The following is a 12,316-nucleotide window of genomic DNA, read 5'->3' on the forward strand; positions in this document are numbered from 1 at the left end:
AGTTCAAGGCAGCATCAAATTGCCCTGTTTGCGCCACTGGTTTACCAACGCTGGAACGCCCTCTCCTGCGGTGGTATTAATCGCTAGAACGCCAGGCGGTGTTAAGGCATCCGCGTCGGGGTCGACCAGCGCACACGGGGTATCCAAGTCAATATACGACAGCAGCGACGCCGCGGGCATTACCGCTAGGGACGTGCCTACCACCAGCAAGAAATCCGCCTGGCTAACAAGTTCACAGGCGTCTTCAAATAGCGGCACCGACTCACCGAACCACACCACGTCCGGGCGCAGCTGGCTGCCTTTGTCACAAATATCGCCCAGCGCAATGCCACCTTTCGGCAGCGGATAGCGCAGCCGCACATCCACTGTAGAGCGCGCCTTCAAAATCTCGCCATGAAGATGCAGCACATCTCGCGACCCTGCACGCTCATGCAAATCATCAATATTTTGCGTGACAACACTGACTCGAAAGCCATCTTTTTCAAGCGCCGCCAGGGCTTTATGGGCAGCATTGGGCTTGGCCTTACGAATTTGCTCTCGGCGCAGGTTATAAAACTCCAGTACGCGCTGTGGGTCTCGGCGCCAGCCCGCGGGCGTGGCCACCTCCTCGACTGGGTGGTCTTCCCAGAGACCATCACTGGCACGGAACGTTTTAATACCGCTTTCGGCGCTAATCCCTGAACCGGTAAAAACCACTAAGTGCGGTGGTGCTGTCATGTTTTCCTCGACTAAATAACTGCTTACTGTTTCCTAATATACCAGCTGCCCTATGGTCCCCGCGAAGCGCTGCTTATTACGATATGGGTAAACATCAATCACCCGACCATCGACAATGGCCTGCTGTAGCTCCAACCAGTAATCGGGATCAAATAACTCCGGATGCTGTTGCATAAAAATCGCGCGCAGCTCCGGGTTGGCAAACATAAAGGGGCCGAACTCCTCGGGGAAGATATCATTGGGGCCAACGTAAAAACTCTCCCCACCACCTCCTTGAAAGTCATTGCCATACGATTTAGGCATGTGCCGAAAGCGACACTCCGTGAGATAACATACCTCGTCATAATCGTAAAAAATCACTCGGCCATGGCGGGTAACACCAAAGTTTTTTAACAGCATATCGCCCGGGAAGATGTTCGCCGCTGCCATCTGTTTAATGGCGTTACCATAGTCTTTGAGCACCATTACGCGCTCGTCCGCACTGCACTGCTCCAGATAGATATTCAGCGGTGTCATCATTCGCTCGGTATAGCAGTGCTTGATTATTACCTTGTCATCTTTCAATGACACAGTAGACGGTGCTACTTCTAGCAAGTGCTCTAGACACTCTGGCGCAAAGTGATCCTGACGCACGATAAAATTCGAGAACTCCTGGGTATCAGCCATACGCCCAACACGGTCATGGCGTTTCACCAGGCGGTATTTCTCGCGCACTATTGCGTGGGTGACCTCTTTTGCCGGGTCGAATTTATCTTTAATGATCTTAAACACGGTGCGAAAACTAGGCAGCACGAACACCGCCATCACCATGCCGCGCACACCAGGTGCAATGACAAACTGATCCTCACGCTTGGCCACTTGCAGGTTTAGGGCACGGAAAAATTCGGTTTTGCCATGCTTAAAAAAGCCAATCGCGGCATACAGTTCGCCTTCAGGCTTATGGGGCATGAGCTGTTTTAAGTAGTGGACAAACTCCCCAGGCACCGGCACATCGACTTGGAAGTAGGCACGGGTAAACGAGAAAATAATCGAGACTTCATCGGTCTCGGTTAGCACGGTATCCAAGTGCAGGCAGGGGTCGCCGCCCTGCTGCTCGCCAAACCCTTCACCATGTAGAATAGGTAACACTAGTGGCACCTGCTCACCGCCACCCAAAATGCGGCCGACTAAGTAGGCCCCTTTATTACGGTAAAAGACACTTTTCAACAGCTCTAATTGCGCGTCTTCTGACTGCAAAATAGCGGCGGGAAGCAGGGTTTCTAATAGGCCTGCAGCTAGTTCAATATCGCGCTCCAGATCAGCAAAGGCGTTATCAAACGGTGCCTCTTCAAGCGCCCAGGCAAGCGCTTGAGACCAATCACCATTGACGGAATACTGTCGACAAAGCTCAATTCCAGAATGGTGCGCAGCATCTTCTCGGGAGCTGTACACAAACATCCAGTCATTGCGAATATGGCGGTGGTGGAAAATCGAGCAGAATAGTGAGTTAAAAAACGTCTCGGCCAACTCGTAATCCAACCGCTGGCTAATCAGCTGCGCATAGTGCTCACGCGCCTCCCGCCAGGTCTCACAGTACGTAAGCGCCTCATGATCAAAGGTACGCTGCAAACGTGTCAGCGTATCGCCCACTCTCTCTTCATAAAGGTTAATCCGCGCCGCTGAGGCTTGCTGGGCATCACGCCACGCCGCATCACGAAAACGCCGACTGGCGTCAAAGGTAATCTGCTTGAAGCGTGCTCGGTAGCCATCAAATCCATGCAGAATAGTGGCCGCTAAACGATACGCGGGAGAGTGCTTCATGGCGGTGCTCCTGACTATTTCCCCCAGCTTCGCGTAACGGAGCACTACATGCGAGAAGACCTTGGTGGGTAATTCGCATGTTTAAGAACGCAGCTGTCTATTTTAGCACTCATCATAAAAAGCCTCTGGGCCGTTGGGCACAGAGGCTTAAACTGCCTAATCAGGTTAGGCGATTGGGATCAAACATTACAGCTTGGCAGCGGCTGGCACCGGCTCGTCAATGTCTAGCTCTTCTGGGGCAGCAGTCACTAGCGCAAACTCCTCTTCAGCGGTTTTCGCCACCAGCTTATTCTTGCTGTAAAGGAAGTAGTACGCCGCACCAGCAATGAATAGAACAATGGTGTAATTAAACGCGCGGGGGTCAAAAGCATAGACACCGGTAAGCGCGACGAGGGACAAAACTAACGCAACGCCAGAGGTCACCACACCACCGGGTGTTTTATAAGGGCGCGGCAAGTCAGGCTGTTTCACTCGTAATAGAATGTGGCTGAGCGCCATCAATGCATAAGAGAGCGTCGCGCCGACAACGGCCATCCCTAGAATCAGATCACCCTCGCCGCTAAGCGAGACCAAAAAGCCAAATACACCAGGCACAATCAGCGCCAGATAAGGCACTTTACGCTCGCTGGTCAGTGACAGCGGTTTTGGTAAGTAGCCCGCACGAGAAAGCGCAAACACCAAACGGCTGTAGCCATAGATAATCGAGAAAAATGACGCCACCAACCCCGCAAGGCCCAACACATTAACCAGCGTGGCAAGCGTTGGGTTGCCCGCAACGTTAAGCGCATCGACCAGCGGCACACCACTTTGACCAATCATTTCAGCACCCGCTGCGCCTGCCAGTAACACCACGACTAATAAGGCGGTAAATAGCAGGAACAGCATCGCAGCAATAATCCCTTTAGGCATATCCCGCGCGGGATCTTTGGCTTCCTCTGCCGCTAGCGGCACGCCTTCAACCGCCAAAAACAGCCACATCCCAAACGGCAGCGCTGCCCAAATACCGTACCAACCATAGGGCATAAAGGTGCTCGCACCGGCTGCATCGGTGGGCGCAATATCAAACAGATTCGCTGAATCGAAATTGCCAATCAGCGCCACTGCCGTTGCCAAAATCGCAAACACCGCTAGGCCGCTAATCACCATCATCACTTTTAGCGCTTCACCTACGCCGGCTAAGTGAATGCCGATAAACACTGCGTAAAACAGCAGGTAAACCAACGGCCCATTAATGCCCAGCAGCGATTCGACTGCCGAGCCAATGAAAATCACGATCGCAGCAGGCGCAAGCGCGTACTCAATCAACACCGCAAGCCCGGTTAAATAGCCACCGGCTGGCCCCATCGCTTGGCGGGCAAAGCTATAGCCTCCCCCCGCGGCTGGAATCGCTGCGGACATTTCCGCCAATGCTAATACGAGTGCCAGGTACATCATCGCCATTAAGCAGGCGGCAATGGCAAAACCACCCCAACCCGCTTCAGCAATACCGAAGTTCCAGCCGGCAAAATCACCGGAAATAACATAAGAAACCCCAAGCCCTGCTAGTAATAGCCAGCCCGCGGTACCTTTGCGCAGCTGGCGCTTGGCCAAATACGCTTGATCGACAGAAGGTTGTGTCATTGTCATGCCCTTTTCAGTGTGGAACGCAATCGTTGTCAGCGGCGTGCTGAGTCGGGGTGTTGGTTCCATATTGTTGTTAGGAGTGTTGTTAGGAGCGTTTCTATAAGTGTTTGTTATTTATGTATTGTTATTACTCTTTTTAATTACTATTTTAATTACTCTGTTATCTATATGGCGCTGCTTATACATAACGCTTCGCTTCCTGTGCCGCTTATTAATCGGCCACCAGGAAGTTTTGAGTTGTCCCCCCTGTTGCACCGTCTAATACGCTGTCCTCGCTACGATCTTTCAGTTGCACGCCAGACAGTTTCCGCTGACGGGCTTCGGTTAATAGCAACAACAACCGCCGTGCGGCCTCTTCCGGTTTGAGCCCTGCTGGGCGCACGTTTGAAATGCAGTTGCGGCGGTCATCCTTTAGACCTACTTCTGGTTCCCAGGTCATATACAGCCCGAGGCTATCTGGAGAGCTTAAGCCTGGGCGCTCACCAATCATCACCAGCACGGCATCGGCATTAAGCAGCGCGCCAACCTCATCACCAATCGCCACGCGGCCCTGCTCTACGATGGTTAATGGCGCGAGCTGCCACTCCCGCTGATCACTCTCTAAGGCGCGATACAGCGCAGTAAGAAACGGCGCACTGTTCTGCTGTACTGCCAGTGCGGAAAGCCCATCGACAATCACCACCGCTAAATCGAAGCGCTGGCCACTTTGCGCCGCTTGTTGCAGTTGCTCTCGCGAAGCGTCGTCAAGACGACGGCCATAATCCGGACGCTGCAGGTACATGGCGCGGTCTACTGCGTGGCTATGCACATGAATAGGTGTCTGGTGCAAGCTCAGCGCTGTCGTTAACTCATCGGCCAGCGCGTGACACTCAAGAGGGCAGTGAACGGCATCCTGGGCTTGGGCATGAGCCAGTTGAAACGCCAATAGCTGATGCGTGGGCAGACTAATGCCCGCTCGTCCCAGCCCAATGCGAGCATCGGTAAATGCCCTCAGCCGCTCCCATGGGTTAGCGATCACAATCGGTGGGGCTTTTTTCGATTCATTATCAGACATCGCGAGCAGCCTCCGTTGGCAGGTGGCGCAGGCTATTAGCGAAAGCGGCAGGTAGTTGATCATTTAACCGATAGGAGGAAACATCTTGGAAGATTTGCATCTTCGCCAGCCACTGCTCGAACTCCGGGGCGGCCTTCAACCCAAGTACGCGCCGTGCGTAAAGGGCATCGTGAAAGGACGTGGTTTGATAGTTGAGCATGATGTCGTCAGAGCCTGGGATGCCCATCACAAAGCTACAGCCCGCCACGCCTAATAGCGTCAGCAGGTTGTCCATATCATTTTGATCGGCTTCAGCGTGATTGGTGTAGCAAACATCACAGCCCATGGGCACGCCTAGCAACTTGCCGCAAAAGTGGTCTTCCAGCCCCGCTCGGGTGATCTCTTTGCCATCGTACAAATACTCAGGGCCGATAAATCCCACCACCGTATTCACCAGCAGCGGATTAAACTTGCGCGCCACCGCATAGGCGCGGGCTTCACAGGTTTGCTGGTCCAAACCATGATGAGCATCAGCGGAAAGCGAGCTGCCTTGCCCAGTTTCGAAATACATCACGTTGCGCCCAACCGTACCGCGATTCAGCGTTTGAGCAGCCGCCTCAGCCTCTGCCAACGTACTTAAATCAAAGCCAAAGCTGCGGTTGGTGGCTTCGGTACCGCCAATGGATTGAAAAACCAGATCTACAGGCGCGCCCTGCTCGATCGCTTCGAGCGTGTTGGTCACATGAGTGAGCACGCAGGATTGGGTGGGTATTTCGTATTTCTGAATGACATCGTCCATCAGGCGCATTAGCTTGATGCTTTGGGCGACATTATCAGTAGCAGGATTGATTCCAATGACCGCGTCGCCACTGCCATACAGCAAGCCATCCAGAATACTGGCGGCAATCCCGGTCACGTCATCGGTAGGATGGTTGGGCTGCAAACGCGTAGATAACCGCCCCGGCAAACCAATAGTATTGCGAAATGCGGTCGTCACATGGCACTTCTTGGCGACTAGCATCAAATCTTGGTTGCGCATCAACTTGCTAACAGCGGCGGCCATTTCAGGAGTAATGCCAGGGCGAGCCGCGGCTAATACATCGCTGGTGGCATAGTCGGATAGTAGCCAGTTACGAAAGTCACCCACGGTTAAATGCTTCAGCGACGCAAACGCAGCAGCATCGTGCTCATCGATGATTAAACGAGTAATTTCGTCTTGCTCATAGGGGACCAGCACATCATTCAAAAACGTGGTAAGCGGGAGCTCTGCCAGCACCATTTGCGCCACTACCCGCTCTTCTGCTGATTCTGCAATGACACCTGCCAAGCGGTCGCCAGAGCGTGGCGGCGTGGCCTTGGCCATTAATTCCGCCAAGCCATTAAAGCGATAGCGGCGGCTTCCAACAGTTGTGTGATAGGTCTGCGCCATGGGACCTTCCTTTTTTATATTTAAAAGCGACGATTTCTATAGCTAAGGTTTCTATAACTAAGGTTTCTAAAACTACGGTTTCTAAAACAATGGCGCCGAATGCGCGTTGAGGAACAGAATTTACTTGTTTCCACAATAGCGCTATCACTTAATGGGGAGTATCGAGTTTTGGCAAACCTGTCATACTTATAAAAACATTATTAAATACAATAAATTAGAGGCAAGCATGCAACGTGATGGCGCTTTAATCACGTTCACAGGAGTTTTTCATGACGCTGACAAGCCAAGACATTGCACCAAAAAAATGCATTCAAGAGGCGTTTGATGCCGACGAACATGCCCAAAATCTGACCCGCTGGCAGCAGCAATACGACCAACTAAGTCCTGGCCGCTTTTATGGGCGACTAGATGAAATTGAGTTACCCGCCATGCAGGTGTTTAAAGAACATACCGGGCAAGCGCTGCGACAAGACTGCCGAGTGTGGGCTGACTCTCTCTGGCTGGGCATCCCCACTCAGGCACCAGGGTCACGAATTAATGGGCAGGCGCTGGAAGAACATGAGGTGATGTGTCACCCCGGCGGTCGTGATTTTGAGCTGGTAACCCCCGAGGCGTTTGATATCTATGGACTAGTGATACGTATGCCGTTATTACAGGCTGCCGCCCAGCGACAGGGGGTGATACTTGATCATGAGTGGCAAGATTCACCCCGCCGCCGGGTAGCGCCTGAAACTCTGCATGCGGTGTCTTTTTTACTTGAACGCTTACTCTCAAATCAACAAGGCCCCATCGCTGAAAACGTTCATCAAGATATTTTGCTAACAGGCCTAATGGAAGTATTAAAAGCCAACCAAACAAGCCATGAATTGCCTCCCAGCTATCCTCATCGAAAAGCAGTGGTTGACCGGGTGAAGCGCTATGTTGATGAGCACCTGGAAGGTCCAGTCACCATGGAAACGTTATGCGAGCTAACTCATGTCAGTAGGCGTACGCTGCAATACAGTTTTACGTCTATCCTTGGTATTAGTCCGCTGCAATTTTTACGTTTAACGCGGCTGAATAGAGTGCGTCGTGCTCTGCGCAGCGCAGAGCCCCACCAAACAGTGACTGAAATTGCCACCTACTGGGGCTTTTGGCATTTGGGGCAATTTGCTCATGACTATAAGCAACAGTTTGGCGAAAGCCCTTCGCAGACGTTAAACGCGATTCACTGAGCGTGCGCGGCATCCCTTTCGAGGTAAAGATCTTATGTCGAGGCAACGATCCTATATCGAGGTAGAGACCCTATGGTAAATACCACCGCCTGGAATCGCTTGCGCTATAGCATTTACGCACCAATCTATGATCTGGTGGCAACTAAAGCGTTTCGTAAACCCCGAAGGAATGCACTTAACCAAGTTGACTGGGAACCCGGCATGCGAGTGCTGCTGGTGGGTGCAGGCACCGGCTTAGACCTGCCTTATTTACCGCGTGAATTAGAAATCCATTTAACCGACCTAACCCCCGCGATGGTGACGCGAGCCCGTGAGCGAGCGGAACATGCGCAACGTGACGTGGTATGTCGTGTAATGGATGCCGCTGCACTGGACTACCCAGATGAGCATTTTGACGTCGTTGTGATGCATCTTATTTTGGCGGTGATGCCCAATCCTGAACAAGGACTAGCCGAAGCGCACCGGGTACTGAAAAACGACGGGCAGCTCTGTGTTATGGATAAATTTCAACCCGACACCCACATTGCTGGTCCAAGTCGGCGAGCACTGAACGTCATTACTTCATTGATCGCGACCGACATCACCCGCCAGGCGACACCACTGCTTCAACAAGCAGGCTTCAACATCCGCCGCGACGAACCCGTATTGATGAATGGCCTTTTTCGCGCACTTCTAGCAATAAAGTAAACTGTCCTCACAACTGCACATCCCCTAAAAATACCAGTACATCTGAAACAACAACGTCCAATACTGGTACAATTAATAGCAACCCGTTACTTGCAAGCTTCATCAATATGTAAGGTGACCAATGCCTAAAGCAGCTGTGAAACGCTTCCGTCGTTTACCCGAAGAAGAGCAGTCCCGCGTGATTGAAATGGCTTGGGAAGATCGCACTCCGTTTGAAGCGATCGACACTCTGTTTGGCCTAGGCGAGCCGGACGTCATAGAAGTAATGCGCCACCAGCTTAAGCCGGCCTCGTTTCGACTGTGGCGCAAGCGTGTTACTGGTCGCGCGACGAAGCATACGGCTTTGCGATCGCCGGATATTTTACGGGGCTACTGCCCAACGCAATATAAGCGCTAATCACCATTTGCAACGAAAAATCAGAGGATGCCATTCTCTAGTAGGCCTTTTTAATCGCCGAATAAGTGTTATATTATCACATAACATAACGCCGTTTATAAAAACCCGCTTAGAGGTGCATTCACAATGACCGTGTTTTCTCCCCTGCCCGTCACCGTGCTTTCAGGATTTCTAGGTGCAGGTAAAACCACCGTACTCAATCATATTTTGGCTAACCGCGAAGGTCGTCGCGTCGCGGTGATTGTCAACGATATGAGCGAGGTCAATATCGACGGTGCATTAGTGCGTGGCGGCCCTGGCGAGTCCACGTTAGATGGCGAGGTAGCGCTGAACCGTTCTGAAGAGCGTTTGGTAGAAATGAGCAACGGCTGCATTTGCTGCACGCTGCGTGAAGATTTGCTAGAAGAAGTTAGCCAACTGGCCAGAGAAGGTAAATTTGATTACTTGGTGATTGAGTCCACTGGGATTTCCGAACCGCTACCCGTGGCGGAAACCTTCACCTTTGAAGATGAAAGCGGCCAGAGCCTTTCCCACGTTGCACGCCTTGATACGCTGGTCACTGTCGTCGATGGTGCCAACTTTCTTGAGCAGTACCGCGAAGCGCAGAGCCTCGCTGAAGCGGGCGAAAGCTTGGGTGACGATGACGAGCGCAACGTCGCGGACCTGCTGGTCGACCAGATCGAGTTTTGTGATGTATTACTGATCAGTAAAACGGATCTGATCAATAAAAAAGAGCTTGATGCGCTAACGGCGATTCTGCGCTCACTAAACCCTGATGCAGAGCTGGTGCCCATCACTCAAGGTGGCGTGCCGCTAGAGAAGGTGCTTGATACTGGCAAGTTCAATTTTGAGCGCGCCCAGCAAGCGCCTGGTTGGCTAAAAGAGATGCGTGGCGAGCATGTGCCAGAAACCGAAGAGTACGGTATTGGCAGCTTTGCCTACCACGCTCGCCGCCCTTTCCACCCGCAGAAATTCCACGCTTTACTCAATGAAGAGTGGTTTGGTAAAGGACTGCTACGCTCGAAAGGCTTTTTCTGGCTTGCTACTCGGCCACGCTTCGCAGGCCAATGGAGCCAAGCAGGTGGTATTGCTCATCACGGCCCAGCGGGCGTGTTCTGGAAAGCTATCCCCGAAGCTAACTGGCCGGAAGATCCTGAAACTCGCCAGTTCATTATGGAAAAGTGGCAGGAGCCGTTTGGTGATATGCGCCAAGAGCTGGTGTTTATCGGCCAGAACTTGGACCAAGCCAAGATGCGTGACGCACTAGACACCTGCCTGCTAAGCGAAGCTGAGCTATTACAAGGTATGGAAGCGTGGAAGCAGCTACCCGATCCGTTCCCCGCTTGGGAGTAATGCTTTAACTGCAGGAGCTAGCTAAACAGCGCTCTGCCCACTGCCGCACTTCAGGGTAGGCACGCTGCTCAAAGACCGCGAAGCCGTTAAGGCCGCGGGCTTTGAGTGGGGTAAAAATCGGCATAGTTAAACCGCATAAGAAGTGTGCCAGCCGCTGGACATTGGGCGGCTGGCCGAACTGCTCGGTGTGGCGTTCAATCAGCGGTGAGGCATAGCGGATAAAATCATTCTCAGACAGCGCGGGTAATGGCGTCGCATCCGGCAGCCGAACCGGGTTGCCGTAGCATACCGAACAGTGGCCACAGCGGCCCTGCTCGGTACCAAGTGGCCCATCGAAGGTGGTGTCCCCAAAATGCTCAGCTAACCGCCGAGTCAGGCAGCTTTGCGACTCAAACAGTGCCAGCATGGAGTGCAACCGTTCAATTTCGATTCGCTCCCGATCTAGACACTCATTAAATAACTGGCTTGCCATCGCCTCGACCGAAAATTCCGGCTGACAAATTTCATACACATCGGTCATACGCTTACCTTCCAGGGTCAGCCAGCCTTTATCCTGGAAGTATTCAAGCGCGGTAATGACGCGGGCACGGGAAGCATCGATTTGCTGTGCCTGCCCAGCCTGATGCAGCCGCTCAAAATCCACTGTTCCCCAGGTGCGAGCGATAGCGATATTGTCGATCAACAAACGTACAAAGGCCGCCCGCTCTCCTGCAAAATGCCCCACCAAGGCAGTAGGCTCAATGTGGTAGCGCAACCGATACTCGGCTAAGAACGCAAAGCGCGGCGCAATAATGCCGTGCATTTCCAGCCGCACCAGCAACGTTTTTAGCGGCAGCAAACGGATATTAGTATCTCGGGAAAGTGTGTTGAGCAGCACTTCCCACTGACGATCTTGCGCTTGGCCGGCTGATGAAATTTCTTCCAGTAAGCGCAAAATACCCACGTATTCAGGCGTGTCGCCGTAAACGAAGTTCTCCAGCACCCTCAGTCCATCGCGCCCAGCGATCGTCAAGCAAGTCGAAGGCAACCCGTCGCGACCCGCTCGGCCAATTTCCTGGCTGTAATTCTCAATCGATTTAGGCAGATCAAAGTGCACAACGTTGCGGATATTGCCTTTATCAATCCCCATGCCAAAGGCAATGGTAGCGACAATACAGGGCGATTCGCCGTTCATAAACTGGCGCTGAATGTCGTCGCGGCGGGCTGAATCCAACCCCGCATGGTACGCCTGGGCGGCGATTCCATGGGCGGCCAGCGCACTTGCCACCTGCTCGGCAGTTTGCTGCAAGGTGACGTAAATAATCGTGGGCGCTTCGTTGCCAGGCGGCATTTGCGGTTTAAGCCAATCAATCAGCTGTTGCTGACGATTTTCCATCGTGGGAACCACCAGAAGCTCTAAGTTAGCGCGATAAAAGCCAGTGGTAATGACATTTTCCGGAACGATGGAAAACTTCTCACGTATATCCGCAATAACCGCTGGCGTGGCCGTGGCAGTCAGTAGCAGTACCTGGGGAATGGCGAAATCGCGCTGGTAATCCGGCAGTTTGAGGTAATCCGGGCGGAAGTTATGCCCCCACTCAGAGAGGCAGTGTGCTTCATCAACCACTAGCAGCGATATCTGTACTTGGTGTAGAAAGTGCCGAAAACGCTCGTTCTTAAGCCGCTCCACCGACACCATAAGGATTTTCAGCTCACCGTTTTTAGCGCGCTCCATCACATCACGGGTCGTAGCGCGGTCTTGGGTGGAATCAATACTGGCGGCTGCAACACCATGGCGTGCCAAGAAAGCGAGCTGATCCTGCATCAGTGCCAGCAGCGGCGATACCACCAGCGTCAGGTGTGGAAGATGAAGTGCAGGCAACTGATAACAGATTGACTTCCCCGCCCCGGTGGCAAAAATCGCTGCGGTAGAGTGTCCATCCAACACTCTGGACACCACCGCCTGCTGGCCACCACGAAAATCATCAAACCCGAATACTGCCTTCAGCGTCTGCTGCGGTGATAGCGAAGTCATGGCCGATCCCTGGAGTGTCGTCAATACGTTAGGACTAAGCTAACGCGTT

At 52.8% G+C, this 12,316-nt stretch carries 10 protein-coding genes; 4 read left to right on the forward strand and 6 right to left on the reverse strand.

What is annotated here, in order from left to right:
- Positions 1 to 3: 3 nt before the first annotated feature.
- The 5 genes from JFC11_RS02365 to JFC11_RS02385 all read right to left on the reverse strand — a co-directional run bounded on the left by JFC11_RS02365 (position 4) and on the right by JFC11_RS02385 (position 6,602).
- Entirely contained in the window at positions 4 to 717 is a 714-nt protein-coding gene (locus JFC11_RS02365) for an SIR2 family NAD-dependent protein deacylase (protein WP_038481359.1), read from the reverse strand.
- 33 nt (positions 718 to 750) lie between these two features.
- Positions 751 to 2,517, reverse strand: a complete 1,767-nt coding sequence (gene aceK, locus JFC11_RS02370) for a bifunctional isocitrate dehydrogenase kinase/phosphatase (protein ID WP_038481356.1) — start codon at positions 2,515 to 2,517, stop codon at positions 751 to 753.
- Positions 2,518 to 2,703: 186 nt separating this feature from the next.
- Complete coding sequence (gene eat, locus JFC11_RS02375; RefSeq protein WP_038481353.1) at positions 2,704 to 4,137, reverse strand: ethanolamine permease; 1,434 nt, start codon at positions 4,135 to 4,137, stop codon at positions 2,704 to 2,706.
- Between the two features lie 214 nt (positions 4,138 to 4,351).
- Positions 4,352 to 5,194, reverse strand: a complete 843-nt coding sequence (gene eutC / locus JFC11_RS02380; protein ID WP_120385771.1) for an ethanolamine ammonia-lyase subunit EutC — start codon at positions 5,192 to 5,194, stop codon at positions 4,352 to 4,354.
- Positions 5,187 to 6,602 carry an ethanolamine ammonia-lyase subunit EutB gene (locus tag JFC11_RS02385; protein ID WP_038481347.1) on the reverse strand — a complete coding sequence of 472 codons (1,416 nt, stop codon included), beginning with the start codon at positions 6,600 to 6,602 and terminating at the stop codon, positions 5,187 to 5,189. The genes eutC and JFC11_RS02385 overlap by 8 nt, the downstream gene beginning before the upstream one ends.
- 269 nt (positions 6,603 to 6,871) lie before the next feature.
- Here JFC11_RS02385 and JFC11_RS02390 point away from each other — a divergent pair, with 269 nt between their 5' ends.
- From JFC11_RS02390 to zigA, 4 genes are all read left to right on the forward strand, one after another.
- A complete protein-coding gene (locus JFC11_RS02390; RefSeq protein ID WP_193085630.1) occupies positions 6,872 to 7,816 on the forward strand; it encodes a helix-turn-helix domain-containing protein in 945 nt (314 codons plus the stop codon).
- A gap of 72 nt (positions 7,817 to 7,888) precedes the next feature.
- Positions 7,889 to 8,503, forward strand: a complete 615-nt coding sequence (locus JFC11_RS02395) for a class I SAM-dependent methyltransferase (RefSeq protein WP_198348639.1) — start codon at positions 7,889 to 7,891, stop codon at positions 8,501 to 8,503.
- A gap of 121 nt (positions 8,504 to 8,624) precedes the next feature.
- On the forward strand, positions 8,625 to 8,900 hold the full coding sequence (locus tag JFC11_RS02400; protein ID WP_038481338.1) for a TIGR03643 family protein: 276 nt from the start codon (positions 8,625 to 8,627) through the stop codon (positions 8,898 to 8,900).
- Between the two features lie 126 nt (positions 8,901 to 9,026).
- Positions 9,027 to 10,253 (forward strand): zinc metallochaperone GTPase ZigA, encoded by a 1,227-nt coding sequence (gene zigA / locus JFC11_RS02405; protein ID WP_038481335.1) that lies wholly within the window; start codon positions 9,027 to 9,029, stop codon positions 10,251 to 10,253.
- 4 nt (positions 10,254 to 10,257) lie between these two features.
- Here the strand turns inward: zigA and JFC11_RS02410 are convergent, their stop codons facing one another.
- Complete coding sequence (locus tag JFC11_RS02410) at positions 10,258 to 12,267, reverse strand: RecQ family ATP-dependent DNA helicase (RefSeq protein ID WP_198348640.1); 2,010 nt, start codon at positions 12,265 to 12,267, stop codon at positions 10,258 to 10,260.
- Positions 12,268 to 12,316: the final 49 nt, after the last annotated feature.

Source organism: Vreelandella alkaliphila (assembly GCF_016107625.1).
Classification (GTDB): Bacteria; Pseudomonadota; Gammaproteobacteria; order Pseudomonadales; family Halomonadaceae; genus Vreelandella; species Vreelandella alkaliphila.

What these genes read in the sequence shown, in the direction of transcription:
- JFC11_RS02400 (WP_038481338.1), top strand. Translation starts at nt 8,625, where the DNA reads ATGCCTAAAGCAGCTGTGAAACGCTTCCGTCGTTTACCCGAAGAAGAG.
- JFC11_RS02365 (WP_038481359.1), bottom strand. Translation starts at nt 717, where the DNA reads ATGACAGCACCACCGCACTTAGTGGTTTTTACCGGTTCAGGGATTAGC.
- JFC11_RS02410 (WP_198348640.1), bottom strand. Translation starts at nt 12,267, where the DNA reads ATGACTTCGCTATCACCGCAGCAGACGCTGAAGGCAGTATTCGGGTTT.
- aceK (WP_038481356.1), bottom strand. Translation starts at nt 2,517, where the DNA reads ATGAAGCACTCTCCCGCGTATCGTTTAGCGGCCACTATTCTGCATGGA.
- zigA (WP_038481335.1), top strand. Translation starts at nt 9,027, where the DNA reads ATGACCGTGTTTTCTCCCCTGCCCGTCACCGTGCTTTCAGGATTTCTA.
- JFC11_RS02390 (WP_193085630.1), top strand. Translation starts at nt 6,872, where the DNA reads ATGACGCTGACAAGCCAAGACATTGCACCAAAAAAATGCATTCAAGAG.
- JFC11_RS02385 (WP_038481347.1), bottom strand. Translation starts at nt 6,602, where the DNA reads ATGGCGCAGACCTATCACACAACTGTTGGAAGCCGCCGCTATCGCTTT.
- eutC (WP_120385771.1), bottom strand. Translation starts at nt 5,194, where the DNA reads ATGTCTGATAATGAATCGAAAAAAGCCCCACCGATTGTGATCGCTAAC.
- JFC11_RS02395 (WP_198348639.1), top strand. Translation starts at nt 7,889, where the DNA reads ATGGTAAATACCACCGCCTGGAATCGCTTGCGCTATAGCATTTACGCA.
- eat (WP_038481353.1), bottom strand. Translation starts at nt 4,137, where the DNA reads ATGACACAACCTTCTGTCGATCAAGCGTATTTGGCCAAGCGCCAGCTG.